This window comes from Microbacterium sp. LMI12-1-1.1, from assembly GCF_040676455.1.
Taxonomy (GTDB): Bacteria; Actinomycetota; Actinomycetes; order Actinomycetales; family Microbacteriaceae; genus Microbacterium.
Genome location: NZ_JBEGIA010000012.1, coordinates 246,978 through 273,151, shown reverse-complemented (window position 1 = coordinate 273,151; position 26,174 = coordinate 246,978). Strand labels below are relative to the sequence as shown.

At 70.7% G+C, this 26,174-nt stretch carries 26 protein-coding genes; 13 read left to right on the top strand and 13 right to left on the bottom strand.

The window, feature by feature from the left end; all coding sequences use genetic code 11:
* Window positions 1-86 precede the first annotated feature (86 nt).
* From MRBLMI12_RS09910 to MRBLMI12_RS09870, 9 genes are all read left to right on the top strand, one after another.
* The gene (locus tag MRBLMI12_RS09910) at window positions 87-1,322 is read left to right on the top strand and encodes an LLM class flavin-dependent oxidoreductase (protein WP_363356183.1); all 1,236 of its coding nucleotides are present in this window, start codon (window positions 87-89) and stop codon (window positions 1,320-1,322) included.
* Window positions 1,319-2,683 carry an NtaA/DmoA family FMN-dependent monooxygenase gene (locus tag MRBLMI12_RS09905; RefSeq protein ID WP_363356181.1) on the top strand — a complete coding sequence of 455 codons (1,365 nt, stop codon included), beginning with the start codon at window positions 1,319-1,321 and terminating at the stop codon, window positions 2,681-2,683. The genes MRBLMI12_RS09910 and MRBLMI12_RS09905 overlap by 4 nt, the downstream gene beginning before the upstream one ends.
* On the top strand, window positions 2,680-4,563 hold the full coding sequence (locus MRBLMI12_RS09900; protein ID WP_363356179.1) for an FAD/NAD(P)-binding protein: 1,884 nt from the start codon (window positions 2,680-2,682) through the stop codon (window positions 4,561-4,563). Before MRBLMI12_RS09905 ends, MRBLMI12_RS09900 begins: the two co-directional genes overlap by 4 nt.
* A gap of 171 nt (window positions 4,564-4,734) precedes the next feature.
* Window positions 4,735-6,351, top strand: coding sequence for an ABC transporter substrate-binding protein (locus MRBLMI12_RS09895; RefSeq protein WP_363356177.1), 1,617 nt, complete (start codon window positions 4,735-4,737; stop codon window positions 6,349-6,351).
* Window positions 6,352-6,374: 23 nt separating this feature from the next.
* Window positions 6,375-7,346, top strand: a complete 972-nt coding sequence (locus tag MRBLMI12_RS09890; protein ID WP_363356175.1) for an ABC transporter permease — start codon at window positions 6,375-6,377, stop codon at window positions 7,344-7,346.
* A gap of 11 nt (window positions 7,347-7,357) precedes the next feature.
* Window positions 7,358-8,335: an ABC transporter permease gene (locus MRBLMI12_RS09885; protein ID WP_363356173.1), complete on the top strand. Its 978-nt coding sequence runs from the start codon at window positions 7,358-7,360 to the stop codon at window positions 8,333-8,335.
* Complete coding sequence (locus tag MRBLMI12_RS09880; RefSeq protein WP_363356171.1) at window positions 8,332-9,990, top strand: ABC transporter ATP-binding protein; 1,659 nt, start codon at window positions 8,332-8,334, stop codon at window positions 9,988-9,990. Before MRBLMI12_RS09885 ends, MRBLMI12_RS09880 begins: the two co-directional genes overlap by 4 nt.
* Before the next feature lie 23 nt (window positions 9,991-10,013).
* The gene (locus MRBLMI12_RS09875) at window positions 10,014-10,886 is read left to right on the top strand and encodes a DUF1684 domain-containing protein (protein ID WP_363356169.1); all 873 of its coding nucleotides are present in this window, start codon (window positions 10,014-10,016) and stop codon (window positions 10,884-10,886) included.
* The gene (locus tag MRBLMI12_RS09870; RefSeq protein WP_363356167.1) at window positions 10,883-11,968 is read left to right on the top strand and encodes an LLM class flavin-dependent oxidoreductase; all 1,086 of its coding nucleotides are present in this window, start codon (window positions 10,883-10,885) and stop codon (window positions 11,966-11,968) included. The genes MRBLMI12_RS09875 and MRBLMI12_RS09870 overlap by 4 nt, the downstream gene beginning before the upstream one ends.
* A gap of 26 nt (window positions 11,969-11,994) precedes the next feature.
* On the opposite strand, the gene MRBLMI12_RS09865 is transcribed toward MRBLMI12_RS09870, so the two are convergent.
* The 8 genes from MRBLMI12_RS09865 to MRBLMI12_RS09830 form a co-directional block, all read right to left on the bottom strand.
* Window positions 11,995-12,396, bottom strand: a complete 402-nt coding sequence (locus MRBLMI12_RS09865; RefSeq protein WP_363356164.1) for an ester cyclase — start codon at window positions 12,394-12,396, stop codon at window positions 11,995-11,997.
* Between the two features lie 26 nt (window positions 12,397-12,422).
* On the bottom strand, window positions 12,423-12,554 hold the full coding sequence (locus tag MRBLMI12_RS09860; RefSeq protein WP_363356162.1) for a hypothetical protein: 132 nt from the start codon (window positions 12,552-12,554) through the stop codon (window positions 12,423-12,425).
* 241 nt (window positions 12,555-12,795) lie between these two features.
* Complete coding sequence (locus MRBLMI12_RS09855; RefSeq protein ID WP_363356160.1) at window positions 12,796-13,170, bottom strand: DUF2255 family protein; 375 nt, start codon at window positions 13,168-13,170, stop codon at window positions 12,796-12,798.
* Complete coding sequence (locus tag MRBLMI12_RS09850) at window positions 13,167-13,589, bottom strand: (R)-mandelonitrile lyase (RefSeq protein WP_363356158.1); 423 nt, start codon at window positions 13,587-13,589, stop codon at window positions 13,167-13,169. The genes MRBLMI12_RS09855 and MRBLMI12_RS09850 overlap by 4 nt, the downstream gene beginning before the upstream one ends.
* A 145-nt stretch (window positions 13,590-13,734) precedes the next feature.
* Window positions 13,735-14,415 carry a GNAT family N-acetyltransferase gene (locus tag MRBLMI12_RS09845; RefSeq protein ID WP_363356156.1) on the bottom strand — a complete coding sequence of 227 codons (681 nt, stop codon included), beginning with the start codon at window positions 14,413-14,415 and terminating at the stop codon, window positions 13,735-13,737.
* Window positions 14,416-14,504: 89 nt separating this feature from the next.
* The gene (locus MRBLMI12_RS09840; RefSeq protein WP_363356154.1) at window positions 14,505-15,497 is read right to left on the bottom strand and encodes an ABC transporter substrate-binding protein; all 993 of its coding nucleotides are present in this window, start codon (window positions 15,495-15,497) and stop codon (window positions 14,505-14,507) included.
* 49 nt (window positions 15,498-15,546) lie between these two features.
* On the bottom strand, window positions 15,547-16,356 hold the full coding sequence (locus MRBLMI12_RS09835) for an amino acid ABC transporter ATP-binding protein (protein WP_363356152.1): 810 nt from the start codon (window positions 16,354-16,356) through the stop codon (window positions 15,547-15,549).
* A 1-nt stretch (window position 16,357) separates the two neighbouring features.
* Complete coding sequence (locus MRBLMI12_RS09830) at window positions 16,358-17,437, bottom strand: amino acid ABC transporter permease (protein WP_363356150.1); 1,080 nt, start codon at window positions 17,435-17,437, stop codon at window positions 16,358-16,360.
* A 337-nt stretch (window positions 17,438-17,774) separates the two neighbouring features.
* Between MRBLMI12_RS09830 and MRBLMI12_RS09825 the strand changes: the two genes are divergently transcribed.
* Window positions 17,775-18,491, top strand: a complete 717-nt coding sequence (locus tag MRBLMI12_RS09825; RefSeq protein ID WP_363356148.1) for a TIGR00266 family protein — start codon at window positions 17,775-17,777, stop codon at window positions 18,489-18,491.
* A gap of 83 nt (window positions 18,492-18,574) precedes the next feature.
* Here MRBLMI12_RS09825 and MRBLMI12_RS09820 read toward each other — a convergent pair whose 3' ends face one another.
* The 4 genes from MRBLMI12_RS09820 to MRBLMI12_RS09805 form a co-directional block, all read right to left on the bottom strand.
* Complete coding sequence (locus tag MRBLMI12_RS09820; RefSeq protein WP_363356147.1) at window positions 18,575-19,102, bottom strand: DUF1269 domain-containing protein; 528 nt, start codon at window positions 19,100-19,102, stop codon at window positions 18,575-18,577.
* Window positions 19,103-19,239: 137 nt separating this feature from the next.
* Window positions 19,240-20,484, bottom strand: coding sequence for an RNA polymerase sigma factor (locus MRBLMI12_RS09815; protein ID WP_363356145.1), 1,245 nt, complete (start codon window positions 20,482-20,484; stop codon window positions 19,240-19,242).
* 112 nt (window positions 20,485-20,596) lie between these two features.
* The gene (locus tag MRBLMI12_RS09810; RefSeq protein WP_363356144.1) at window positions 20,597-20,983 is read right to left on the bottom strand and encodes a YciI family protein; all 387 of its coding nucleotides are present in this window, start codon (window positions 20,981-20,983) and stop codon (window positions 20,597-20,599) included.
* 185 nt (window positions 20,984-21,168) lie between these two features.
* The gene (locus MRBLMI12_RS09805; protein ID WP_363356142.1) at window positions 21,169-21,717 is read right to left on the bottom strand and encodes a flavodoxin domain-containing protein; all 549 of its coding nucleotides are present in this window, start codon (window positions 21,715-21,717) and stop codon (window positions 21,169-21,171) included.
* Between the two features lie 244 nt (window positions 21,718-21,961).
* Between MRBLMI12_RS09805 and MRBLMI12_RS09800 the strand changes: the two genes are divergently transcribed.
* Both MRBLMI12_RS09800 and MRBLMI12_RS09795 read left to right on the top strand, forming a co-directional pair.
* On the top strand, window positions 21,962-23,233 hold the full coding sequence (locus MRBLMI12_RS09800; RefSeq protein ID WP_363356140.1) for an HNH endonuclease: 1,272 nt from the start codon (window positions 21,962-21,964) through the stop codon (window positions 23,231-23,233).
* Between the two features lie 65 nt (window positions 23,234-23,298).
* Window positions 23,299-23,796, top strand: coding sequence for a hypothetical protein (locus MRBLMI12_RS09795; protein ID WP_363356138.1), 498 nt, complete (start codon window positions 23,299-23,301; stop codon window positions 23,794-23,796).
* A 28-nt stretch (window positions 23,797-23,824) separates the two neighbouring features.
* Here MRBLMI12_RS09795 and MRBLMI12_RS09790 read toward each other — a convergent pair whose 3' ends face one another.
* A complete protein-coding gene (locus tag MRBLMI12_RS09790; RefSeq protein ID WP_363356136.1) occupies window positions 23,825-25,147 on the bottom strand; it encodes a M20/M25/M40 family metallo-hydrolase in 1,323 nt (440 codons plus the stop codon).
* Between the two features lie 144 nt (window positions 25,148-25,291).
* On the opposite strand from MRBLMI12_RS09790, the gene MRBLMI12_RS09785 reads away from it, so the two are divergent.
* On the top strand, window positions 25,292-26,050 hold the full coding sequence (locus tag MRBLMI12_RS09785) for a Pr6Pr family membrane protein (RefSeq protein ID WP_363356134.1): 759 nt from the start codon (window positions 25,292-25,294) through the stop codon (window positions 26,048-26,050).
* Window positions 26,051-26,174: the final 124 nt, after the last annotated feature.

Sequence of the window (26,174 nt, the reverse complement as noted above, 5' to 3'; positions counted from 1 at the left end):
CGGATCGCTTCGGCGACGGTGCGGCCGTTCCAGACCGCCCGGTCAGGTGGTCCGCACGCCGCGACGCGCGGAGAAAGGACGAACACGTGACCGACCAGGTGCACCTCGCCATCGCCCTCGAGAGAGCGGGCTGGCACCCCGCCGCGTGGCGTGAGGCCTCCGCTCGCCCCCGCGACCTGACCTCGCCCGCCTACTGGCGCGACCTGCTGCGCACGGCGGACGACGCCGGGATCGCGCTCGCCACGATCGAGGACGCCCTCTCGCTCACCGACCGCTTCGAGTCGGTCGACGACCTGCGGCGCGATCGGGTCCGCGGCCGGCTCGACGCGGTGCTCATCGCCTCGTACGCCGCACCGCTGACGCGGCGCATCGGCCTCGTCCCCACCGTGACGACCGCCCACCCCGAGCCGTTCCACGTGGCGACGGGCATCCAGACCCTCGACTTCGCCAGCCGCGGGCGCGCCGGCGTTCGCCTGGTCGCGGGAGCGTCCGCCGCGGAGCGCGCCAACTTCGGCCGGCGCGCCTCAGGCGTCGATGCGATCCCGGTGTCGGGCCGGGTCGAGGACTCCCCCGAGATCGTCGCGGCGTTCCGCGAGGCCGGCGAGTTCGCCGATGTCCTGTCGCGCCTGTGGGACTCGTGGCAGGACGACGCCATCATCCGGGATGCCGCGACCGGCCGGTTCGTCGACGCCGACCGCGTGCACGACATCGAGTTCGAGGGCGAGTTCTTCTCGGTCACCGGGGCTTCCATCGTGCCGCGCTCGCCCCAGGGCCGGCCGCTGCTCACGGTGCTCGCGCACCAGACGGTGCCCTACCGCCTGGCCGCCGAGCACGCCGATCTCGTCTACGTCACGCCCCACGACGACGCCGGGCTGGCCGGCATCCGCTCGGAGCTCGACGCGGCAGCCGACGAGCTGCGCACCGGCGGCGAGCCGCTGCGCGTCTACGCCGACCTGCTCGTGCTGGTCGAAGACACCGGGGCCGCCGCGCGCAGTGCCGCCGCGCGCCTCGACGAGTGGGACGGGTCGCCGCTCGTGTCCGACGCCCGCATCGTCGTCGGCACCCCCGGCGACGTGGCCGACGCGGTGCGGGAGCTCGCCGGCGCCGGCGTCGACGGCGTCCGCCTGCGCCCGGCCCGCCAGCCCGCCGACGTCGCCGCGATCGCCGAGAGGGTCGTCCCGCTGCTGCGCGCGACGCGCACCCTCCGCGAGGACGACGGCGGGGGCACGCTGCGTGCCCGACTCGACCTCGCGCGACCCGAGAGCCGCTACGTCCGAGACCCTGAGCCACGCCATGCCCGAGAAGTGGAGTTCGCGCTGTGAGCCGCCCCGTACGCCAGGTCCACCTCGCCGCGCACTTCCCCGGCGTCAACAGCACCACCGTCTGGACCGACCCGACGGCGGGCAGCCAGATCGACTTCGCCTCGTTCGAGCACTTCGCCCGCACCGCCGAGCGTGGTCTCTTCGACTACGTCTTCCTCGCCGAGGGGCTCCGGCTGCGCGAGCACAAGGGACGCATCCACGAGCTCGACGTGCTCGGCCGCCCGAACACGCTCTCGATCCTCGCCGCCGTCGCCGCGATCACCGAGCACGTGGGGCTGGTCGGCACGCTGAACACGACGTTCAACGAGCCCTACGAGCTGGCCCGTCAGCTCGCGACCCTCGACCACCTGTCGGGCGGCCGCGCCGGCTGGAACGCCGTGACGAGCTCCGACGCCTTCCACGGCGCGAACTTCCGTCGCGGCGGCTACCTCGACCATGCCGACCGCTACGAGCGGGCCCGCGAGTTCGCGGCGCTCGCGAAGGAGCTGTGGGACTCGTGGCCGCAGGACGGCGTACGAGCGGATGCCGCGACCGGCGTCTTCCTCGATGACGGCGTGCCCGCCCGCCTCCGTCACAGCGGCCCGCAGTTCGACGTCGACGCGCTGTTCGACGTGCCCCGTTCGCCGCAGGGACGCCCGGTCATCGTGCAGGCCGGAGACTCGGCGGACGGCCGTACCTTCGCCGCCGAGCATGCCGAGGTGATCTTCTCGCTGCACACCGGGTTCGACGACGCCCGCGCGTTCTACGACGACGTCAAGGGACGCCTCGGCCGGCACGGCCGCGAGGAGGACTCGCTCAAGATCTTGCCCGCCGCCACCTTCGCCATCGGCGACACCGACGACGACGCCCGCGACCGGGCGCGGCAGGTCGCCCTGCAGCAGGTGCGCCCCGAGGTCGCCCTCACGTACGTCGAACAGGTCTGGGGGCGCGACCTGTCGGGGTACGACCCGGAGGGACCGCTCCCCGACGTCGAGCCCGACACGGGATCTGAGACGGCGCGCGGCTGGGCGAACCGGCATGCCGCGGTGCGGGCGCGCATCGCGAAGCTCCGCGAGCTGTCGGAGACCGAGGGGCTCAGCATCCGCGAGACGGTCATCCGCCTCACTGCCACCCCCACGTTCGTCGGCACGCCCGCGCGGATCGCAGCCGAGATCGACCGGTACGTGCAGGAGCGGGCGACGGACGGGTTCACGGTCGTCGGGCATCTGACGCCGCACGGCCTGGACGAGTTCGCCGAGCGCGTCGTGCCGCTGCTGCAGGAGCGCGGCTCGTACCGCAGGTCGTACGAAGAGGGGGCGACGCTCCGTGATCTCCTCGGGCTGCCCGCCCCCCGGGCGACGCCGGCGCTCGCGACGCGATGACCGACCGCGCGCGCCTGCTGCTCGTCGGTGCCGGCCCGCGGGCGATCATGCTCCTCGAGCGCCTGCTGGCGCGCACCGACGAGCACACGCTGCTCGACATCGACCTCGTCGATCCCCACCCGCCCGGCGCGGGCCGCATCTGGCGGCGCGCGCAGTCGCCGCTGCTCAAGCTCAACTCGATGACGCGCGACGTCACGGTGTTCACCGACGACAGCTGCACCATCGACGGCCCCGTGCGTCCCGGCCCGTCGCTGAGCGAGTGGATAGAGCAGTGGCGTGCCGGCGGGCTGCCAGACGTCGACCTGGACGAGCTGTCGGCGGCCGAGGCGCGGGCGCTGGGTCCGGACGGGTTTCCGACCCGGCGCCTGCACAGCCACTACCTCGATTGGTTCTTCCGCACCACGGCGGCGAGCGCGCCGGCCGGCGTGACCATCCGGCAGCACGCCGACACCGTGGCGACGGTCCGCCCGTCCTCCGGCGGACGCCATCTCGTCGTGCTGGCGAGCGGCACCGAGATCGTGTCGGATGCCGTCGCCTACTGCCTCGGCCACACCGAGCGTGACCTCGACCCGGCGTCGGCGGCGCTGGCGACGGCATCCGCCCGCTATGGGCTCGTGTACGTGCCGCCGGCGTTCACCGCCGACGCCGACCTCTCTGTCATTCCGGAGGGCGCCGACGTCATCGTGCGCGGCATGGGCCTGGCCGCCGTCGACCTCGTGGTCCTCCTGACCCAGGGGCGCGGCGGGCGGTTCGACCGGGCGGGCGACGGCAGCCTGCGCTACCTGGCATCGGGGCGTGAGCCGCGGCTGCACCTCGGCTCGCGCCGGGGCGTTCCCTACCGGTCCAAGGTGACCTCGGCACTGCAGGGCGACCCGCCGCAGCGCGAGGTGCTGACGCCCGAAGCCGTCGCGGCGCTCGTCGCGTCGGGCCACCCGATCGACTTCGACGAGGACGTCTGGCCGCTCGTCGCCGCGGAGCTGCTCCACGGGCACTATCGCGAGCTGTTCACGGGACACCCCGATCGCGTCGCGAGCACCTGGGCGGCGTTCCGCCCCGCACTGCGCCGCCACGCGTGGGACTCGCCCGCACTCCGCGACGCGATCGCCGCGGTCGTCCCCGACCCGCTGGACCGGTTCGACGTCGCGGCGTTCGACCGGCCGCTCGCCGACGCGCGGTTCCGCGACGCGGAGGACGTGCAGCGGCGGGTCAGAACGCACATCGCCGACGACCTGCAGCTGCGGACCACCCAGGAGCGCAGTCCGGCGCAGGGCGTCTTCATCGCCGCGCTGCTGTCGTTCATGGCACTGTCGGAGATCCCGAAGGAGCGCTGGAACGCCCGGTCGCGGGCGCACAGCCTTCCCGTGCGGTGGCACACGTTCTTCAGCTACCTGGCGAGCGGGCCACCGCCGCACCGGCTCGAGGAGCTGCTCGCACTCTCGGACGCCGGAGTGGTGCGCTTCCTGGGACCCGGCATCGTCGTGGCTGCCGGGCCGGGCGGGTTCACGGCATCCAGCACTCGCATGGCCGGTGAGACTGTCACCGGGGCGCTCGTCGACGCGTGGCTGCCCGCGGCCGACGCCGCACTGAGCACGAACGACGCGCTGCGCGAGCTGGCGACGGTGCACGGCAGCGAGCTGCGGGTGACGGATGCCGAGTACGACGGGTCGCTCGGCCGCGTGCGCGTCAGCGACGACGGGCGCGTGCTGCGCCGCGACGACTCGGCGCACGACACGCTGTTCGCCATCGGGCCCTTCACGTCCCAGACCGAAACCGGAGCGTTCACCCGCCCGGCCGCCGACTCCCTGTCGCTGCGGCAGACCGACCAGGTCGCGGGGGCGATCGCCGCGCGCCTCGGGGTGTCGGTGCCCGTCGCCCCCTGACCCGCCCGGGGGCGCGGCGTATGACGCCGCGTGACGGCGTGTGAACACCCGCGACCCCGATTTCCGCCGTGTGACGGAGCCGATCGCGGTGCGCCGGGCTGCTCGGAGACGCTGAAGCCACGAGCCCGGCAGCCTGCCGCGACCCGCCCGCCACAGCTTTCTGGAGACCCCATGTCGCTCAACCGACCCCGTACCGCCGCCCTCGCGGCGATCGGCGTCGTCGCGCTCGCGCTCACCGCGTGCGCGACCGGCGCCGGCGACGCCGCCCCGACCGCATCCGCCGAAGCGGAGCCCGTCACCGGCGGCGACCTGACCTTCGCGATCTCCGTCGACAGCCAGTGCATCGACCCCCAGCAGGTCGGCAACAACGACGCGATCGCGATCGCGCGGCAGACCGTCGCCTCGCTCACGATCCAGGACCCCGAGACCGGCGACGTCCTGCCGTGGCTCGCCGAGGACTACGAGGTGAACGACGACGCCACGAGCTTCACGTTCACGCTGCAGGAGGGGCCCACGTACGCCGACGGCGAGCCGATCGACGCGGCATCCGTCAAGACCAATTTCGAGGCGATCGTCGCCCTCGGTGCGAAGGCGACGCTCGGCTCGTCGTATCTCGCCGACCTCGAGAGCATCGACGTCGTCGACGAGCACACCGTGACGGTCAACTTCTCGGAGCCCAGCGCGCAGTTCCTGCAGGCGACCTCCACGTTCTCGCTCGGTCTGCTGTCGCCCGCGACGGCCGCCGTCAGCCAGGCGGATCGCTGCCTCGGCGACTTCGTCGGCTCGGGTCCGTTCTCGGTCGAGAGCTACACGCCCAACGAGGGCGCCGTGCTCGAGCGCCGCGAGGGATACGAGTGGGGTCCGTCGACCGCCGGCCACACCGGTGAGGCGTACCTCGACACCATCACGTACAAGGTGATCCCCGAGTCGGGCAACCGCACCGGCAGCCTGCAGTCGGGTCAGATCGACGCCACCACCGGCATCGCGACCGCCGACGCCGTGCTCTTCGAATCCGGCGACTTCTGGTCGCTCAACCGCGCGAACCCCGGGTCGGTGTACAACCTCTACGCCAACCAGTCGACAGAGAAGCTCGCCGACGAGAGCGTGCGCCTCGCGATCCAGAAGGGCATCGACCGCGCGCAGATCACGTCGACGCTGCTCGGCCCGGACGATCTACCCGCCGTGTCGCCGCTCGCGTCGTCGACGCCGTACTTCACCGACCTCAGCGACGTGCTCGAGTACGACCCCGAGGGCGCCGCCGACCTGCTCGACGAGGCGGGCTGGACCGAGGCGGAAGACGGCATCCGCGAGAAGGACGGCGAGAAGCTCAGCTTCCACGTGACCTACTGGCAGTCGCCGAAGGAGGTGCTCGAGCTCGTACAGCAGCAGCTGCGCCAGATCGGCGTCGACCTGCAGCTCACCTTCGCGAGCATCGCCGACGTGACGGCCGCGAACGCCGACGGCACGTACGACTTCTCGTACGGCAACCTGACCCGGGCCGACCCTGACGTGCTGCGCACGGTGTTCTCGGTCAGCGGCACCAACAACGCCACCAAGCGCACCGAGCCCGCCGAGGTCGACGAGCTGCTCGACGAGCAGGCCGCGATCATCGACCCGGCCGAGCGCCAGAAGGTCGTCGACGAGGCCGCGGGCCTGCTCGTCACGGGCGGCTACTCGATCCCGATCTACCAGCTTTCCACGACCATCACCGCCGCGTCGAAGGTGCAGGGGCTGACGTTCGAGGCGTCCAGCCGCCTGGACTTCTACGACGCCTGGATCGCCGAGTAGAGCCTGCGAAGAGCATCGAGAGGATGAGGAGCGAGACCATGTGGGGGAGCTACATCGCCCGGAGGATCGGGCAGGGCCTGGTGGTCCTGTGGGCCGCCTACACGATCTCGTTCCTCATCCTCTATCTCCTTCCGGGTGACGCCGCGACGCTGTTCGCGGGCGGCGGCGACCAGGAGGCGATCGACCCCGCGCTCGTGGCGCAGCTGCGCAGCGAGCTCGGGCTCGACCGCCCGTTGTGGGAGCAGTACCTCGCCGCGCTCGGCAAGGCGCTGACCGGCGACTTCGGAACGTCGACGCAGACCGGGCGCCCGGCATCCGATCTGCTCCTCGAGTCCCTGCCGCCGACGCTCGCGCTCACCGCGTTCGCGTTCGCGCTGTCGGTCGTCTTCGGCATCACTCTGGCGCTGGCGGCCTCGCTCGCCCGGGCCCAGTGGGTGCGCAACATCCTCTCGTCCCTGCCGCCCCTCGGCGTCTCGGTCCCCGTGTTCTGGATCGGGCTCCTGCTGCTGCAGGCGTTCTCGTTCCGGCTGCGGCTGTTCCCCTCGATGGGCGACGAGGGGTTCGAGAGCCTCGTACTGCCGGCCGTCACGATCGCGATCCCCTCCGGGGCGTTCATCGCGCAGCTGCTGTCCAGGAGCCTGCGGTCCACACTCGCGCAGCCGTACGTCGAGATCGTGCGCGCCAAGGGTGCGAGCGAGCGTCGCGTGCAGCTGGGCCACGCCTTCCGCAACGCGGCCATCCCCGCGCTCACGATGGTCGGCGTGCTCATCGGCGGACTGCTCTCGGGGGCCGTCGTCACCGAGACCGTGTTCTCCCGCCTGGGCATCGGCCGCCTCGTCGTGACCGCCGTCAACAACCGCGACGTGCCGGTCGTGCAGGCGGTCGTCGTCTTCGCCGCCCTCGTCTTCGTCGTCGCGAACCTCGTCGTCGACCTCGTCTACCCCCTCATCGACCGTCGCATCACGCTCGCCCGCACGGCGTTCGTCGCGGCCTGACAGGAGCAGCCATGACCGTTGAGAACGTGCTCTCCGCCCCCGCGCGCACCATCGAGCCGCGCGACCCGTTCATCGAGGGGTTCGTCGATCCCGACGCCGATCCCGCGGGAGGCAGCGCGGCCGCTTCGCTGGAGCACGAGCGAAGGGATGCCGCGACCCGGCGCTCCGCGCTGAAGCCCATCGTCGCCGTGCTCACGCAGCCGACGCTCGTGGCGTCGATCCTCGTGCTGGCGCTCGTGACGCTGTGGGCGCTGGTGCCCTCGTGGTTCACCGCGTGGGATCCGATCGTCGGAGTGCCGCAGGACCGCCTGCTCCCGCCGAGCGCGGAGCACATCTTCGGCACCGACAACCTCGGCCGCGACCTCTACGCCCGCGTCGTGTACGGCGCGGCGACCTCGCTCGCCGCGACGACGGTCGCCGTCGTGGTGGGACTCGCGGTGGGGTCGCTGTTCGGCCTGCTGGCCGGGTTCCTCCGCGGTGTCGTCGATGACGCGATCATGCGGTTCATGGACGTGCTGCTGGCGATCCCCAGCCTGCTGCTCTCACTCGCCCTGATCACGGCGCTCGGCTTCGGCACGCTCAACGTCGCCGTCGCCGTCGGCCTCGCCAGCGTGGCATCCTTCTCCCGCGTCATGCGTGCCGAGGTGCTGCAGATCGCCACCGCCGTCTACGTCGAGGCCGCTCGCGTCTCGGGCGTGCGCTGGTACACCGTGCTGCGCCGGCACGTGCTGCCGAACGCGTCGGGACCGGTCATCGCCCTCGCGGCGCTCGAGTTCGGAGTCATGGTGCTCGCGATCTCGTCGCTGTCGTTCCTCGGCTTCGGAGCCCCGCCGCCCACGCCGGAATGGGGTTCGCTGGTCGCCGGAGGGCGGGATTACCTCGCGGTCGCGTGGTGGCTGACCACGCTTCCGGGGCTCGTGATCGTCGCGGTCGTGCTGTCGGCCAACCGCATCTCGCGCGCCCTCGAGCGCAACGGAGGCCTCCGATGACCGCGCTGCTGGAGGTGTCCGGCCTGTCGGTGTCGTACGCGATCGGCGGCGTGCCGCGCCCCGCCGTCCGCGGGGTGAGCTTCACCGTCGACCGCGGCGAGGTCGTCGCCATCGTCGGGGAGTCCGGGTCGGGCAAGAGCACGACCGCCCACGCGGTGATCCACCTGCTCGCCGGGAACGCCTCGGTGGATGCCGGCACCATCCGCTTCGGCGGCGCCGACCTCACCGCGCTGTCGCCGCGGGCGTGGCGCGAGGTGCGCGGCCGCCGTATCGGCCTCATCCCGCAGGATCCGACGACGAGCCTCAACCCCGTCAAGCGCGTGGGTCGCCAGGTCGGCGAGCCGCTCGTGGTCCACGGCCTCGCCACCCGGCGCGCCGCCGACGCGCAGGCGATCGAGCTGCTGCGCCTCGCCGGCATCGGCGAGCCGGAGGCCCGCGCACGTCAGTTCCCGCACCAGTTCTCGGGCGGCATGAAGCAGCGCGCGCTCATCGCGACGGCGCTGGCGGCCGAGCCGCAGCTCGTGATCGCCGACGAGCCGACGAGCGCCCTCGACGTGACGGTGCAGAAGCAGATCCTCGACCACATCGACACGCTCGCATCGACGCTCGGCACCGCGGTGCTGCTCATCACGCACGACCTCGGCGTCGCGGCCGACCGCGCCGATCGCATCATCGTGATGCAGCACGGCGAGATCGTGGAGACAGGCCCCGCGCGCGGGGTGCTGGAGGATCCGCGGCATCCGTACACGCGCGCGCTCATCGCGGCGGCGCCGGGACTGCGCACGACCGCGGGTTCGCGAGGCACCGAGTCGGGCGCCGCGCGCACCGCCGAGCGTGCGCCGCGGCCCGCGACGGATGCCGGGGCACCCGCGCTCCTCGAGGTGACCGGCCTCCGCAAGGAGTTCCCGCTCCCCGGACGCGAGAAGCTGATCGCCGTCGACGACGTGTCGTTCCGCATCGACCGCGGCGAGACGCTGGCGATCGTCGGCGAGTCGGGGTCGGGCAAGAGCACGACGGCGCGACTCGCGCTGCGGCTCGAGAAGCCGACGGCAGGCGGCATCCGATTCGACGGCAACGACATCGTCGCCGCGACCCGGGAGGAGCTGCGCACGCTGAGGCGCCGGTTCCAGCTCGTCTACCAGAGCCCCTTCGCATCGCTCGATCCGCGGTTCACCATCGCCGAGGTGATCGACGAGCCGCTGCACGCGTACGGCGTCGGCAAGGCCGAGCGTGCGCGCCGCGTGCGCGAGCTCATCGACCAGGTCGCGCTGCCGGCGGGAACTGCCTCGCGGCGCCCCGCCGAGCTCTCGGGCGGCCAGCGCCAGCGCGTCGCGATCGCACGCGCCCTCGCGCTGCACCCCGACCTGGTGGTGCTCGACGAGGCCGTGTCGGCTCTCGACGTGTCGGTGCAGGCGCAGATCCTCGATCTGCTCGCGGCCGTGCAGCGCGACGTCGGGGTGTCGTACCTGTTCATCAGCCACGACCTCGCCGTCGTGCGCGAGATCTCCGACCGTGTGGCCGTGATGCAGCACGGGCGCATCGTCGAACAGGGTGCGACCTCGCGCGTGCTCGGCGCTCCGAGCGAGGAGTACACGCGACGCCTCATCGACGCGATCCCGGGATCGGCGCTGTCCGCGCCGGTGCCGGTCTCCTGACCACCACGAGAACCGAGGACGACATGACCACCACCCTCAATACCGACATCGACCGCGCCCAGTTCGGGCGCGACTGGGAGGCCTGGCACCGCGGCCACGAGACTCACCGGGCGGACGCGCTCGGGTTCTTCGCCATCACCGGCCTGCACTGGCTGGGCTCCGAGCCGACCACACTGCCGGGAGCACCGGGAACATGGAGCCTCGAAGCCGACGGCGTCGTCGTCGAGCTCGCCGAGGGTGAGAGCCTCACGCTCGACGGCGTGACGATCACCGGGCGCCACACCTTCGGTGAGCTCCCGGAGCGCAGCAGCATCACACCCGGCTTCACCGACGGCGCCATCGCCGGTGCGGTAGAGATCGCGCAGCGCGGTGGGCACACGATCCTGCGGCCGCGTCGCGCCGACCACCCGTTCCTCGCGGAGTACCCCGGCACCCCGACGTATCTGCCCAATCCACGCTGGCGCGTGGCCGCGCGCTTCCGCCCGTTCGACGCACCCCTCCCCACAGAGGTGGGCGCCGCCGTCGACGGCCTCACCCACGTCTACGACGCCCCCGGCGTGCTCGAGTTCTCGTGGCGCGGCGAGGACTTCACGCTCACCGCGTTCGACGGCAAGGCGCCCGGCGCCCTCCTCGTGCTGTTCACCGACGCGACGAGCGGGCTCACCACGTACGCCGCGAACCGCTCGGTGGGTGTCGACACCCCGGACGCCGACGGCTGGACCGCGATCGACTTCAACCGCGCCGTCAACCTCCCGTGCGCGTACACCGACTTCGCGACGTGCCCGCTGCCGCCGGAGGGCAACCGCCTGCCGATCGGCATCGAGGCCGGCGAGAAGACGCCGCTCACGCGCGTGCGCTCCACCGATGCGCTCGTCGCGCCGGGGGTGGCCGCATGAGGTTCCAGCTCCTGGACATCGTCCCGTATCGCGCCGACCCGATCACCGGTCGCCAGGTCTCGCCGTCCGAGCGGTTCGCCGAGACGCTGCAGCAGGCGATCCGTGCCGAAGAACTCGGAATGGATGCCGTGGCCATCGGCGAGCGCCACGCGGGGCACTTCCTCTCATCGTCGCCGACGGTGCTGCTGGGTGCGATCGCGGCCCGGACCTCCCGCATCCGTCTCAATTCGGGCGTCACGGTGCTCTCGGTGCTGGACCCCGTCCGCGTCGCGGAGGACTACGCCACGATCGATCAGCTGTCGGCCGGCCGGCTCGAGATCACGATCGGCAAAGGCAACGAGGTCCCCCAGTTCCCGCTCTTCGGGCTCGACATCGATGATCAGTGGGAGCTGCTCGCCGAGAAGTACGAGCTGCTGCGGACCCTCTGGCGCGAGGAGGACGTCACCTGGCCGGGTAGCGAGTTCACCCGTGCGCTGACCGGCGTGACGACCCTGCCCCGACCCTTCGCCGGGGCGCCGCGGGTCTGGCACGGGTCTGCCACGACGCTCTTCTCGGCCGGACTCGCCGCCCGCTTCGGCGACCCGCTGTTCAGTGCGAACGCCATCCAGCCTCTCGAGAACTACGGCGTGCTCGTCGACCACTACCGCTCCGAGTTCGCGCGGCACGGCCACGACCCGGCGAGCGCGTTCGTCGCCGCCGGCTCCGGGGCTCTCTTCATCGCGGACACCACCCAGGAGGCGATCCGCCAGTACGGTCCCGTGTATAACGCGATCGTGGCCGCCACCAACGTGCCCGGGAACAACACCCCGTTCCGCGACATCGAGCACGCCGTCGCCGAGGGTCCGGCCCTCGTCGGCACGCCGCAGCAGGTGATCGACAAGATCGCCCGGTTCCACGGGCGGCTCGGGCACGACCTGCAGTCCATCAGCCTGCCGACGACCGTGCCGTTCGGTCGGCAGCTCGAGATCCTCGAGCGCTTCGCCGACGAGGTCGCCCCTGTGCTGCGACGGGAGTTCCCGACGGCGCTGTGGACGGATGCCGACCCCCACGGGCTGCGCACCCACGAGCTCGCCGTCGCCTGACGCCCGCGAGGCGTGGGCGATGTCGGCTACCGCTCGGACCTGCCGAGCTGCGTGCGCATTTCGAGATCGTTCTCGGAACCGGTGAACTCGGCGATGCGCCCGTTGGTCACACGGTACATCGCGAACTCGGCGACATTGACGTGCCGCCGCGTCGGCGCGATACCGCGGAACATGCCCAGATGAGTCCCGCTGCCCCGCAGATGGGCGGCGACGCGGTCGTCCTCCACGACGAGCTGGATGCGGCGCCACCGCCAGTCGGGGAAGCCCTGGAACAGGTCGGCCATATCGGTGACCCACGCCTCGGCCCCACCGGGCAGATGGGCGCGCCGGACCGACGGATCGACGAACGAGCGGATGGCGTCGATGTCGTGCCTGTTGCAGGCGTCGAGGTACTCGGCGTACCACTCCCGCATCTCCCACGGCTCCACTCCCTCATTATCCGGGGAGCGGGACGTCACCGTATCGAGTCGCGCCCCGACGGCAGCGCCTGGTGCCACGCCCTGCGGACCCAGTCGAAGATCGGCGCGATCGCTCGCCAGCGTCGTCCGAACAGCGCCTTGCCGAACGAGTAGTCCTGCTCCGTCATGTCCGATCCCTGCCGATGGCCGCGTGCGGCAGCACAGGGTCGGAACGTCGACGAGCCGAGGGAGCGGGCTCGCGCGGAGGCCTGTGTGCCGAGGTGAACGCCGGGGGTCTGGGGCGCCAGGCCAAGGGTAGGCGCAAAACGGCCGGTTGTCGCCTGTTTCTACAAAATTGGCGAGGCGCGATCCGGGGCGGGGCGGTCGGCGTCGGGCCATGGACCCGACGCCGACGGCCGTCGCGTCATCTCAGCGTCGCAGGACCTCGAGCGTGGTCTCGAGGACGTCGTCGCCGGTGATGGCTCCGACGGGGCCTGGCCCGTACCGGTCGTACTTCGCATGGAGGGCGCTGTCGAGGCTCGGACGCACCTCGGGGTCGGCAAGGCGGAAGGTGACGTCGACCTCGACGCCGCCGGAGCTGATCCGACCCTGGCCGGAGCGCAGCGCCCGGCGGAACCATCCGTTCTCCGGCCCACGGGCGGAGCGGATGTAGAGCGTGTCGCCGACGGTGGCGTGCCAGATCGTGGTGAAGGGCCGCAGTGTCCCGTCCGGCCGCTGCGACGTCACGCGCAGCTCGGTGGCGCCGCCGATCCGGCGGAGCTCGTCCGCGGTCCAGGCGGTCACGACGCGCTCTCGCGGCTGCTGCGCGGGTACTCGCCGGGCGCGAGCTTGTCGCCCCAGACGGTCTCCGGCTCCCCTGTGGCCGGCGCCTCCCACATCGCCAGGTGGCACATGAAGTCGTCCCCGGTCGCGCCGTGCCAGTGCCACTCCCCCGCCGGGGTGTACACGGTGTCGCCGGGATGCAGTTCGATGACGTCCTCACCGCGACTCTGCACGTATCCACGGCCCTCGGTGACGTGGAGGGTCTGCCCCACGGCGTGCGTGTGCCACGCCGTGTGCGCACCGGGGGTGAACCTGACGAGATTCAGCCGCGCACGGGAGGGCTCCTCACCGGCGTAGTACGCGTTGAAGTACACGTCGCCGGTGAACCATTCGTCGGGCCCCTTCACGGTGGGCGTCTTCGGCTGCTTCCGCGTGCTCATCAGTCCTGCCTTCCTGCGGTCTGCGCTGCCTCCGCGGCCGCCACACCATTCCACCCCCACCGTCCCGCCTGGGGAAGGTCCTGGTGTGACGTGTACTGCCGGTGCCCCCCACGGGATGCCGGGCGTTCACGGGCCCCGCGAGATGTCAGCGGAGCACGGGAGCCAGGTCGTAGCCGAACGCGTACAGCTCGATCCACCGGCCGGGCTGCACCTCCCACAGCCCCTCGCGCTCCGACATCCGCTGGAAGCCGAGCTTCGCGTAGAGCGCGTGGGCGCCGGTCATCTCGGGCCCGCTGTTCATGACGACGCGGTGCGAGCCCCGCTCGCGCGCGAGCTCGATGACGTGCCGGGTGAGACCCTCGCCGATGCCTCGTCCCCGTGCGACCGGTGCGACGGCCAGCTGGCGGAAGTCCGTCTCGCCGGGCTGAGCCATGTCCGCGAGCGGCTTGCCCTCTCGCGCGACCCACACGGTGCCGAGGATGTCGCCGTTGGCGTCGACCGCGACCCAGACGTCACCGTCCTGAACTCGGCCGGCGACGTCGCGCAGCGACGCCACGTACTCGTCCGACAGCTCGCCGTAGCTCGACAGGTAGGCCTCCGCGGTGACATCGCCGGCGCGCTCGTACTCCTCGGGGCGGACGAGCCGGATGGTCCAGTCGGCGGAGTGGGATGCCGCCTCGGCGGTCTGGTCAGGCGAGGGGACGGTGCCCTGGTCGGGGGAAGAGCTGTGCACCCATCGACCGTAACCCGGTGCGAGACGGCGGGCTCCGGCATCCGTCTCCGCAGCGGAAGAAGACGGCGGATCGGTGAGCGGGACGCGGGACATCGGTGCTCCCTCAGACGGACACGAGCGGATGGCAACGGAGACGCGTGGCGCCGGCCGGACCCGCGGAGGACCCGGCCGGCGCAGATGCGTCAGGACTTGGGGAGTCCAGGCGGGTTGATCAGGCTCTCGTCGACACGCTCCGATTCGAGGTCCCAGATCTTGAGAACCTCGTCGTACTGCCCGTTCTCGATGAGATGGTTGAGCGCGATACCCACCGGCTCGATGAGCCCGTTGCCCTTGGCCGTCGCGGCGGCGATGTTCGCGGTCAGGGGCCAGCCGCCGGGCACGAGGCCGACGAGTTTGGTGTCACCGGTCTCGCGGGCAGACCACGCCGACGTCGCGTTCGGCCCGAACGTCGCGTCGATGCGGCCGGACTGCAGCGCCAGCACGGTCGCGGCGTTGTCGTCGAAGTACTGCAGCTCGGCGGGCTCCTCGCCGGCGGTCTCGAGCTCCTCGTTCCAGGCGAGCAGCACCTGCTCCTGGTTGGTGCCCGAGCCGACCGCGATGGTGAGGCCCGAGATGTCGGCGGCCTCCTCGATGTTCTCGATGTCGCTGTCGCTCTTCACGTAGAAGCCGAGCAGGTCCTCGCGGTAGCTCGCGAAGTCGTAGAGCTCCTTGCGCTCTTCCGTGACGGTGACGTTCGACGTGATGAGGTCGTACTTTCCCGACTGGATGCCGAGGGGCCAGTCCGCCCATGCGACGACGACCGGGTTGTACTCGAGGCCCAGGGCGTCGGCGATGAGCGCGCCGATATTCGGCTCGGTGCCGGCGGCCTCGGTCTCACCCTCGGGGATGTAGCCCAGCGGCGGGACGTAGGCGGAGTGCGCCACGGTGAGCTTTCCGGGCTCGACCGGCTCGAAGCCGCTCGCCTCGAGCGCCTCGACCGCCTCGGCGACGGGCTCGTCGAGGCGGACCCACTGGATGTCGTCGGTCGCGACGTTCGCCGACTCCTCGGTCGCGTCGGGGGCGGCCGCCTCGGCCGGGGCGTTCTGGTTGACGCCCCAGACGACGCCGCCGACGATCGCGGCCACCGCGACGACGCCGACGCCGATCGCGATGCCCTGCTTCTTGCTCAGTGCCATTGCTGTGTTTCCTTCTCTCGGGTGAAGACTCGGTATCGAGATCTCTGGGTCAGGCCAGGACCTTCGCAAGGAAGTCCTGGACGCGGGGGTGCTTCGGTGTGACGAGGACTTCGGCGGGCGGGCCCTGCTCGACGACCTGGCCGCCGTCGAGGAACACGACGCGGTCGGCCACCTCACGGGCGAAGCCGACCTCGTGCGTGACGATGATGAGAGTCGTGCCCAGCTGCGCGAGGTCGCGGATGACGTCGAGCACCTCGCCGACCAGCTCCGGGTCGAGCGCGCTCGTCGGCTCGTCGAACAGGATCACCTTGGGTTTGAGCGCCAGCGCGCGGGCGATCGCGACGCGCTGCTGCTGTCCGCCCGACAGCTGACGCGGGTAGTGCTCGGCCTTGTCGGCGAGGCCGACGCGGTCGAGCAGCCCCAGCGCGAGCTCGCGGGCATCGTCCTTCGAGAACCGCCCCAGGGCGATCGGCGCCTCGGTGACGTTCTCGAGCGCGGTCAGATGCGGGAAGAGATTGAAGTTCTGGAAGACGATGCCGATCTGCGTCCGCCGCTCCAGCACCTCCCGCTCGCGCAGCTCGTAGAGCCTGCCGCCGCGCAGCTCGTAGCCGATCAGCTGGCCGTCGACCGTGACCGAGCCGCGGTCGACGCTCTCGAGGTGATTGATGGTGCGCAGCAGCGTCGACTTGCCCGAGCCGCTCGGCCCGAGGATCGCGACGACCTCGCCCGGCTCGACGGTCAGATCGATGCCGCGCAGCACCTCGACGCCGCCATAGCTCTTGTGGACGTTGTGGATCTCGACGAGCCCGCGCGTAGCGGTCGTGGGGCCGATTTCAGCGGTGATGGTGTCAGTGCGCATGTCAACGCCCTCCGAACTTCGCGTCGTTGCTCGAACCCTGGAACGTCGCCTTCGCGACGACCGGGGCATCGACCCCCACAAGCGGGGCCGGACGGGTCTCGGAGTCGCCCAGACGCGCCCACTGCACGGCGATCCAGTGGCGGGCCCGCTGCACGGGCGTCGGCGGCAGCACGCGCACCGTGCCGCGGGCGTAGTGCCGCTCGATGTAGTACTGCGCGATGCTCAGCACGGTGGTGATGATCGTGTACCAGACGACCGCGACGAGCAGCAGCGGGATCACGCGACTGTTGCGGTTGTAGATGACCTGCACCGCGTAGAAGACCTCGGGCAGGGCGATCACGAACACGACGGACGCGCCCTTGACCAGCCCGATCACCTCGTTGGTGGCGTTGGGGACGATCGAGCGCATCGCCTGCGGGAGCACGATGCGCGTCAGGCGACGGCGGGGCGGGATGCCGAGCGCCGCGGCCGCCTCGAGCTGGCCCTGGTCGACCGACAGCAGGCCGCCGCGGATGATCTCGGCCGAATACGCCGCCTGGTTCAGGCTGAGCCCGAGGATCGCGGCCGCGAAGGCGCTGATCAGCTGCACCGTCGGGAACTCGACGATCCAGAAGTCCGTCGTGAACGGGGTGCCGAGGCCGAGCGTCGGGTACAGGTAGCCGAGGTTGTACCAGACGATGATCTGCACGACGAGGGGCACCGAGCGGAAGAACCAGATGAAGAGCCACGCGGCAGAGTTCAGGAGAGGCGACTTCGCGAGGCGGGCGAGCGCCAGGAGCGTCCCGAGGACGAAGCCGATGGATGCCGAGATCACCGTCAGCAGCAGGGTGAGGCCCACGCCCTGGAGCACCGGCTCCGACAGGAAGTAGTGGGCGAAGACGTCCCACTCATAGTTCTCGTTCGTCACCAGCGACCACGCGAACTGTGCGACGACGAACAGCACGACGATGCCGATCGACCACCGGAACCAGTGCCGGGTGTGGACGACGGTGAGGTCGCCGAGATCGACGCGCGACGACGCCGGCGGCGTCGGCGGCGCGGCTTCGGCGGCGCCTGCCTGGCGCGGGAGTGTGTCGGTCATGAGGGGCTCCTCGGTCGGTGGCGCGGTGTCTGCGGGGTGCGCCGGTACGCCGAAGCTAGGGCGACACCTCCCGCGCGGCCCAGCCGTCGCGGGCGCGCGGCGACACGGATGGTGACGCTCCGCAACGCGGCGTCACACTCCGGCATGCACCGACGCAGACCGCGGTCTGCCGCGCCCGGACACCCGACGTGTCGCTATGCCGCGCGCCGGACGACTCGACGAGGTCACCGTCGTCGCCGGGTTCACGCGGTGGGCGCGCCGACGGCATTTCGAAAATCGCTAGGGAATCTAGCGATTCTTGTTTCTTCGCGCAGCGTTCGTGACTACGTTGAATCGCATGAAGTCGACGATTGCGGGCACGACCATGCCGATTCTCGAGCTGACCCTCGAGTCCGGGGAGAAGATCGTCGCGGAGGGCGGGGACGTGGCATGGATGTCACCCGGCTTCGCCCTGGACACCTCGACGGTGCACGGCACGGGCGGGCAGGGAGGTTTCATGAGCGGCCTCAAGCGGGTGCTCGGCGGCGCGCAGCTGTTCCTGACCGAATACACGGCGCCGGGGCAGGGCGGACTGCTCGCGTTCGCCGCGCAGCTGCCGGGCACGATCCGCCAGCTCGACATCGACGCCGCCGACTCGTACATGGTCCAGCAGGGGTCGTACTCGGCGAGCACCGCCGGAGTCGAGGTGTCGGTCGGACTGCAGAAGAAGCTCGGCGCCGGCATCTTCGGCGGCGCGGGCGTGGTCTTCCAGAAGCTGGCCGGGAACGGAACGGCGTGGGTGCAGCTGGCCGGGGAGATCACCGAATACGAGCTGGCGGCCGGTCAGTCCCTCCTCATCCATCCCGGGCACCTCGCGATGTTCGAGGCCGACATGAATCTGGAGTTCAGCTCGGTGAAGGGCATCAAGAACAAATTCTTCGGCGACTCGCTCTTTCTCGCAGAGATCCACGGTCCGGGCCGCATCTGGCTGCAGTCGATGTCGCCGGCGAAGCTCGCCGCCGCGATCGAGCCCTACCTGCCCGATCGTTCGTCGGGCTCCAGCAGCAGCTCCTGACCGCGGGCGAGAGGGCTCGGGCGTCTCGCGTGAGATGAGAGGCGAGGCCCGGCGCTCGCCCGCCGGGCCTCCTCTGGAAACGGCTAGGAGTTGATCTGCTCGACGACGTCGTCGGCTGACTTGTCGATCGCCTCGCGCAGCTTCTCGTAGTCGTCGGAATCGATCGCCTTGCTGATCCGCTTGTCAGCCCTGGTCAGCGCCTTCTCGACGTTGTCGGCCCACTTGTCGTCGACGACCGCGACGACCGCGGAGGTCCCGGGCGCGAGGTACTCGTCGACGTCGACGCCGAACTGCTTCTCCTCACGGTTCTTCTTGATCTTTCCGAGGATCGCGCCGATGCCGGCCCCGATCGCGGTGGCCGCCAAGAGCGGCGGCGCGAACAGCCCGACGACCACTCCGGCGCCGGCGCCCCAGGCCGCACCGTGGCCCACGGACTTGTCGCCGTGCTCCTTGACCTGGACCTTGCCGTCCTTGTCACGGACGAGCACCACGGCGCCGATGATCTCGTACCCGCCGGTGTCCTGGCCGCTTCGGAGGGCTTCGTAGTCGTCCGAAGCGGACTCCGTGTCGTCGTACGAGCCGACGACCAGTGCGAGGTTCTGCGTACCCATCGATCTCTCCTTCGGTTGATCTCCGAAAGCGACCGGCCGGTCGCTTTCGGACTCTGGGTCATCAGGGTGCTGTGATCCTATTGCGCAGCGACACGGGCCCGCGAGGCTCTGAACGGTGAATTCTCGCCAGTCCCGCGTCACCACACGAGCTGGTCGCGACGGCGGGTGAGGTACGCGCGCTCGGCCGGGTTGCCGGCGAGTTCGATGGCTCGGTCGTACGCCCTCCGAGATGCGTCACTTCGCCCGACCCTCCGCAGCAGGTCGGCGCGCGCCGCGTGGTAGGCGTGGTACCCGTCGAGGGCCTCGCTGAGTCTGTCGATCTCGGCGAGCGCGACATCGGGGCCGTCCAGTTCGGCGACCGCGATCGCGCGGTTGAGTCGCACGATCGGGGAGCCATCGAGCCGGATCAGGCGGTCGTAGAGCGCGACGATCTGGGACCAGTCGGTATCGCGTGCGGAAGGGGCATCCGTGTGCACCGCGTTGATCGCCGCCAGCAGCTGATAACGCCCTGGTGGGACGGCACCGGCGGCGACCGCGCCGATCCGCTCGCGGACCAGGGAGTGCCCCTCGACGACCAGGGCTCGGTTCCACGCGCCGCGGTCTTGCTCGTCCAAGGTGACCAGCTCTCCGGTGTGGGACACGCGCGCGATGCGTCGTGCGTCAGCGAGGAGCATGAGGGCGAGGAGGCCGGTCACCTCACCCTCATCGGGAAGGAGCGTGCGCAGGAGGCGGCCCAGGCGGATCGCCTCGTCGGTCAGGTCGGCGCGCAGCGGGTCATCCCCGGCGGTGGCGAGATAGCCCTCGTTGAAGATGAGGTAGATCACCGCGAGCACCCCGGCGAGCCGTTCGCGGATGTCGTCCGCCGACGGCATCCGGTAGGGGATGTGTGCCGCCTTGATCTTCGCCTTCGCGCGGGTGATCCGTCGCGCCATCGTGGTCTCCGGCACCAGGAAGGCGTGGGCGATCTCTGCGACAGTGAGCCCGCCGAGCAGGCGCAGGGTCAGCGCGACCCGCGCCTCCATGGCGAGGGCAGGATGACAGCAGATGAAGACCAGCCGCAGCCGGTCGTCCTCGACCGGCCCGGTCGGCTCGTGTGGAGTGTCGTCGGACAGCATCTGAGCCGCCTGGTGTTTGCCTTCGCGATGGGACTCGCGACGCAGCCGGTCGATCGCCTTGCGCGTCGCGGTGGTGGTGAGCCATGCGCCGGGGTTGGGCGGTACTCCGTCGCGCGGCCACCGCTCCACCGCGGCGACGAATGCCTCGGCGGCTGCATCCTCGGCGAGATCGAGATCGCCGAAGCGACGGGCGAGACCGGCCACCACCCGCGCCCACTCCTCGCGATGGGCGCGGGCGATGGCCTTCTCGACGCGGGATCCGGTCACGACTCCCGCAGAGCCCGAGCGGATGCCGGGAGCCGCGCCGGACGCGATTCGGCAGCACCGAGCTGTATGTCCTCAGCCGGCGCCAACGCGGACTGGATGCAGCGGGTCATCGTCATTCAGCCACGCGCGATTGCCGTTCGATGATCTCCGAGACGTCTGACGGGAATCGGTGCACCTCCTGCGGCCAGTCCAGTGCGACGGCGAGTCGCCCTGCCCAGTAGCGTGCGGCCTCATCGTCCGGCACTTCCACGACGGTGAATCCGCCGAGATGCTCCTTGCTCTCGACGAACGGCCCGTCGGTGAAGACCGGCTTCCCGTCCTTGCTCACGACGCTGCAGACCGCGGTCGAGGCATCGATTCCACCATCCGCGTACAGGAAGACGCCCGCCTCCTTCATGTCGTCGAGGAGGGCTTTCGAGGCCTCGCTCTTGGCGCGCAGTTCGTCGGGGGTGTGCTCGGGCACCCACTCGTCGTTGAATGCGATCAGGTACTTCGTCACTGCCGTCTCCTCTCATCGGGACGAGAGCCATGTCGTGGCTCCTCGGTCGCGGCGACCCGGACGGGGTCGCACACCTGATCCACGAACGGCGACGCTCGGATACGACACTATCCCCGAGACATTCTCAGGATCGGCACTCCTTGGGTTGCGGCCAGGGGCTTGGTTGAGCGGCAGGTTCGTCCCGGTCAGGCTGGGGTATGGCGGGGGGCGGCGGCTCCGAGAAGCTCAGCGATCGAGACCGCCCACGCGTCGATCGCATCCCATTCGCGGAAGTCGCCCTCGGGCAGGACGTCGCGAATCGCGGGCATCCACGCGACGATCCGGTCGGCTCCGCGGATCTTGTCGTGGTGGTATGCCCCGCGGAACACCTGCGTGCCCTTCGGGTGGAGAAGGTCCGTGAAGTCGGCGAACTGCTTGGGCTCGGCTCCTTTCAGAACGTCCTTTCCGTCCGCATCGACGGTCTCCGTGCCGAGCGGCCCGCTGCTGAAGAGCCAGGTCGGGCGGGACGAGAGCACGCCGGCATTGCGGGTGACGAACGTGCGGGCAGCCTTCCGCCAATTGAACTCATAGGTCGCCGACCCCACCACGAAGGCGTCGTAGCCCGAGACGTCGGGCACTTCGCTGCAGCGGATGACGTCAGCGTCGAGACCGCATTCGCGCAGCGCTTCGCCAATACGCTCCGCGATGCCTTCTGTTGCGCCGTACTTGCTCTCATATGCGACGAGTACCTTCATGGTGAATCTCCTTGACTCGCGTTCTGTGGCTGAAGAGCCGAGGCGGAGCCCGCCTGTCGGGCCCCGTGAGTGCTGTCTGCGGAGAAGGCCCCCCGCGGGCGCGGCACCGACTCAGCCTGTGCGGCAGAGGCACCGACTGCAGGCCCGAAGGTCCTGCCGTGCGCGATACGACGCGCGCGTTCTCGCTCCGTCATGCTCGTGGGGAAGCACTCTCAGTGTCGTAGGTATGTTCTAACCTTGGAGCATGTTCACCGATCCCGACATCCCCTACCAGGTGTTTCCGGATGAACTCGATCTGGTCGTCGAGGCAGCCACCATGATGACGGTGCTCGCCGCGCAGCGGCTCGAGCGGATCGATGCGATGCGGCGCGAGGCGCTTCGCGATGCGACGCGCAACGGCCGGGTTCTGACCGAGGTCGTAGAGCGGGGCGTGCGGCTGGAGCTGGCGGCCGCTCTTCGGATCACCGAGCACGCCGCGGGCGAGCTGCTGAGCTTCGCCGAGGCGATGGTGCACTCCTACCCGGCGGTGCTGGTCTCGATGGAGCGGGCACAGATCACCGAGGTGCACGCGCAGATCCTTGTCGCCGCGGTCAACGAACTCGAGCAGGAGTTCCGTGCCCAGGTGCTCGAGTCGGGCATCGTGCTGGCGGAGTCGGAGGCGGTCGGCACCTTCCGCCGCAAGCTGCGCACACTGATCGACAAGGTCCGCTCGGCCACCCTCACCGAACGCTACGAGAGGGCTGTGACAAGGCGACGGATCGCGGTCGAGCCGGACGATGACGGGATGGGATGGGCGCACGTCTACGCACCCATGGTCGCCATCCACGCCGCCGTCTCGCGGGTGACCGCGATGGCGAAAGCCATCAAGGCCCGCGATGGAGAGACGCGCACCCTCGACCAAGTACGCGCCGACGTCGTCCTCGACCTGCTCATCGACGGCGCCACCGAGATCCACCCCGACCACGCCCGCGGTGCGCGGGCGACGGTATTCGTCACCACACCGGTTCTCGCGCTCCTCCACGACTCCGACGCATCCCGCGCCGCGGCGGGGATCGACCCGCCGGTCGTGGAAGGCCTCGGACCGATCCCGCTGCCCGTGGCGCGGGAACTCGCGGGCGGTGCATCCGGGTGGACGCGAGTGCTGACCCACCCCGAGACGGGCATGGTGCTCTCCGTCGGCCGCGACCAGTACCGGCCGCCACCCGCACTTCAGAAGCTGGTGAAGTGGCGTGCCGATCGATGCATGGGACCAGGCTGCGGGATGCCGGCCTCCCGGTGCGACGTCGACCACAACGTCGACTGGGCCCTCGGCGGCCACACCGAACTCACCAATCTCGCACCGCTGTGCGAGGGCCACCACACCGTCCGACATCACACCGACTGGAGCATCGAACAAGTCCCCGGCTCGGGCGGCGCTGTCCGATGGACTTCGCCCTCCGGCCGCCACTACCTCGTCAAGCCGGAGCGCGCGGTCCCCGTGTTCCGCTCCACCGAGAGTTCCGACGCGCCGTTCTGATCGCACGACCGCCACGCCCCGACCGAGCCAACGGGTGGCGCGACGTGTTCGCTAGCCTGCTGCTGATGAGTTTCGATGTGGAGACGTGCGGCGTGAACGCCGTGACCTGGGCGCTCGCGCGCGAAGGATCGACGGCGTACGCGACGCGTTGCCTGGCGTTCGTCGAGGACGCGATCGAGCGCTCGAACGACCTCGAGTTGTTCGGCGGCGACGACGCGGCCGAATCGGCTCGCCTCTACGCGGCATCGGTGAACACCGGCGAGCCGCCCGTCCACGCCCTGGCGTTCTACGAGAGCGTCGGCGAGCTCTTCGGCGAGCGACGCGACTGGGGCCACGTCGGCCTGAGCCTCGGCCACGGCCGGGTCGTGCACGCGTGGGACCGGGTGCGCGTCGACGACTACCGCGATCTCGAAGCGCTGAGACCCGCGCCCGGCGGCGAGCCGCTGCGCTGGGTCGGCTGGGTGCCGCTCGCCCGTGCACTCGAGGGTGCGCAGCCGCGCGTGTGGGACGAGGATGCCGCCACCGCAGCCATGCGGATGCAGGCGGAGCGGTTCGGCGGCTGAAGAACCTCGGCGCGAGGCATCCGTCGTTCTAGGCCGTTCGCAGGATGCGCTCCGTCACACGCGCCGAGAAGTGCAGCGCGTCGACGGGGACGCGCTCGTCGGCCGCGTGGAACTGGGCGAACACGTCGAAGTCGCGGGGCACTCGCAGCGGCACGAAGCCATAGCCGTGGATGCCGAGCCTCGCGAAGTGCTTGTTGTCGGTGCTCGCCGGCAGCAGGTACGGCACGACGACGCCGTCCGGATCGTGGTGCGAGATCGCGTCCTGCAGGATGCCGATGATGGGGGCGTCGACGGGCGCCTCGGTCGCCGACCACCAGCGCCCCTCGCGGATCTCGATGCCGTCGCCCACGACCTCTCGCAGCCCGGAACGCAGAGCGTCGTCCTCCCCCGGCAGGATGCGGATGTCGAGGCGCGCCGAGGCCTCGGCCGGGATGATGTTCGTCTTGTCACCCGCGGCGAGCACCGTCGGCGTCGCGGTGTTGCGCGTCGTCGCGCCGACCAGCGACGACACGAACCCGAGGCTCTCCAGGTCGGCGGCGAGCGACTCGTCGGTGAACGCCAGCCCGCGCGCCTCGCCGAACACATCGAGGAACCGCTGCAGCGCGGGAGTGCGCACCACGGGGAACCGATGAGCGCCGACCGCAGCGACCGCCTGGGCGAGGCGCACCACGGCATTGTCGGCGGTCGGCCGAGAGCCGTGCGCGGCATGGCCTCGGGCGCTGAGCGTCGCCCAGGCGACGCCCTTCTCGCTCGTCGCGACGAGGTACGCCCGCCTCGCATCGCCCGGGTCGGCGGCCAGCGGCACCGAGAATCCGCCCACCTCGCTCAGCGCCTCCGTGATTCCGGCGAAGAGCTCCGGTCGGTTCTCGACGAGCCACCCCGCACCCCAGACGCCGCCGCTCTCCTCGTCGGCGAGGAACGCGAACACGAGGTCGCGTCGCGGCACGATGCCCTCGCGCGCGAAATGGCGGGCGACGGCCAGGATCGTCCCCGCGTAGTTCTTCATGTCGACGGCGCCGCGGCCGTAGAGGAAGCCGTCCTCGATGTCGGCTCCGAACGGCGGATGGGTCCAGTGCTCCTCGTCGACCGGGACGACGTCGAGGTGCGCGTGCACCAGCAGGGCGCCGGCATCCCGATCGCGTCCGGGGATGCGCGCGATGAGCGACCCGCGACCCGGGCGCGATTCCACGAGCTCGGACGCGATGCCGGCCTCGGCCAGGCGCTCCTGGACGTACTGCGCGGCACGGGTCTCGCCATCGCCGATGGTCGCGAGCACTCCGGTGTTCACCGTGTCGATCCGGATCAGCTCCTGCACGAACAGCAGCGCCTCGTCCTCCAGCAGCGTCGACACGAGATCATCCTCCAGCTCGGGCGGCGGACGTTCCACCGCGCCCGAGGGTAGCCCGACGAGCGGCGCCGGTGGCGACACCCGCGCCACCCGAGTCACACCGCGACACGACACGACCCGGCAGACCCCGATCGGTATGGTGTGCGCATGACGCGTTCTCGGGCATGGGCGACGGTGTGGACGGTGCTGAGGCTGGCGATGGCGGCGGTCATCGTGGCGGCGATCACGGCGCAGCTGTCGAAGTCGATCGGCACGGCGGCCGAGCTCGGCCGCGACGTCACCACGACGATCGCGAACTTCTTCAGCTTCTTCACGATCCTCTCGAACGCCCTCGCGGCGATCGTGCTCGTGTGGGCGGCGGTGTGGTTCTTCGCCCGCGGACGCAGAGCGATCGCCGAGCCCCTGGCACTGGCCGTCGCGCTCGCCTGCGCGAGCACCTTCATGATCATCACCGGAATCGTCTACAACGCACTGCTGCGGGGCATCGAACTGCCCCAGGGCAGCGCGCCCATCCCGTGGTCGAACGAGGTGCTGCATCTGATCGGCCCGCTGTTCCTGCTGGCCGACGTCTTCGTGGGCCCGCTGCGCCGGTCGCTGCCGTGGCGCAGCCTGTGGGCGGTGGTCGCCTTCCCGATCCTCTGGGCCGTGTACACGATGATCCGCGGACCCCTCGTCACCAACCCCGTCTCGGGCGACCCGTTCTGGTACCCGTATCCGTTCCTGAACCCGAACAACCCGGGCGGCTGGCTCTCGGTGATCGTCTACGTCATCGGCATCGCGCTCGCGATCGTCGCGGTCGGGGCCTTCGTCGTGTGGTGGGGCCGCCGGATCGGTATCACCGACACGGATGCCGATGCCACGGCGCCGGCGACGGCATCCGTCCCCTCGCGAGCCCTGTCGGAGTGACGCACAACAGCCGTCGGGGACTGTTTGTGCGTTCTGTTACCCGAACGGCGGACACGTTGTAGCTTCCCCGTAAAACGCCCGTATCGGCGTGCGCTTCAGCCTGACCGGCGCCACCGCGAGCGTG

Excerpts from the sequence above, each read along its gene's own strand:
- MRBLMI12_RS09900 (WP_363356179.1), top strand. The coding sequence starts at position 2,680 with ATGACCGACCGCGCGCGCCTGCTGCTCGTCGGTGCCGGCCCGCGGGCG.
- MRBLMI12_RS09895 (WP_363356177.1), top strand. The coding sequence starts at position 4,735 with ATGTCGCTCAACCGACCCCGTACCGCCGCCCTCGCGGCGATCGGCGTC.
- MRBLMI12_RS09890 (WP_363356175.1), top strand. The coding sequence starts at position 6,375 with ATGAGGAGCGAGACCATGTGGGGGAGCTACATCGCCCGGAGGATCGGG.
- MRBLMI12_RS09885 (WP_363356173.1), top strand. The coding sequence starts at position 7,358 with ATGACCGTTGAGAACGTGCTCTCCGCCCCCGCGCGCACCATCGAGCCG.
- MRBLMI12_RS09880 (WP_363356171.1), top strand. The coding sequence starts at position 8,332 with ATGACCGCGCTGCTGGAGGTGTCCGGCCTGTCGGTGTCGTACGCGATC.
- MRBLMI12_RS09875 (WP_363356169.1), top strand. The coding sequence starts at position 10,014 with ATGACCACCACCCTCAATACCGACATCGACCGCGCCCAGTTCGGGCGC.
- MRBLMI12_RS09870 (WP_363356167.1), top strand. The coding sequence starts at position 10,883 with ATGAGGTTCCAGCTCCTGGACATCGTCCCGTATCGCGCCGACCCGATC.
- MRBLMI12_RS09860 (WP_363356162.1), bottom strand. The coding sequence starts at position 12,554 with ATGACGGAGCAGGACTACTCGTTCGGCAAGGCGCTGTTCGGACGACGC.
- MRBLMI12_RS09850 (WP_363356158.1), bottom strand. The coding sequence starts at position 13,589 with ATGAGCACGCGGAAGCAGCCGAAGACGCCCACCGTGAAGGGGCCCGAC.
- MRBLMI12_RS09845 (WP_363356156.1), bottom strand. The coding sequence starts at position 14,415 with ATGTCCCGCGTCCCGCTCACCGATCCGCCGTCTTCTTCCGCTGCGGAG.
- MRBLMI12_RS09840 (WP_363356154.1), bottom strand. The coding sequence starts at position 15,497 with ATGGCACTGAGCAAGAAGCAGGGCATCGCGATCGGCGTCGGCGTCGTC.
- MRBLMI12_RS09835 (WP_363356152.1), bottom strand. The coding sequence starts at position 16,356 with ATGCGCACTGACACCATCACCGCTGAAATCGGCCCCACGACCGCTACG.
- MRBLMI12_RS09830 (WP_363356150.1), bottom strand. The coding sequence starts at position 17,437 with ATGACCGACACACTCCCGCGCCAGGCAGGCGCCGCCGAAGCCGCGCCG.
- MRBLMI12_RS09825 (WP_363356148.1), top strand. The coding sequence starts at position 17,775 with ATGAAGTCGACGATTGCGGGCACGACCATGCCGATTCTCGAGCTGACC.
- MRBLMI12_RS09820 (WP_363356147.1), bottom strand. The coding sequence starts at position 19,102 with ATGGGTACGCAGAACCTCGCACTGGTCGTCGGCTCGTACGACGACACG.
- MRBLMI12_RS09805 (WP_363356142.1), bottom strand. The coding sequence starts at position 21,717 with ATGAAGGTACTCGTCGCATATGAGAGCAAGTACGGCGCAACAGAAGGC.
- MRBLMI12_RS09800 (WP_363356140.1), top strand. The coding sequence starts at position 21,962 with ATGTTCACCGATCCCGACATCCCCTACCAGGTGTTTCCGGATGAACTC.
- MRBLMI12_RS09795 (WP_363356138.1), top strand. The coding sequence starts at position 23,299 with ATGAGTTTCGATGTGGAGACGTGCGGCGTGAACGCCGTGACCTGGGCG.
- MRBLMI12_RS09785 (WP_363356134.1), top strand. The coding sequence starts at position 25,292 with ATGACGCGTTCTCGGGCATGGGCGACGGTGTGGACGGTGCTGAGGCTG.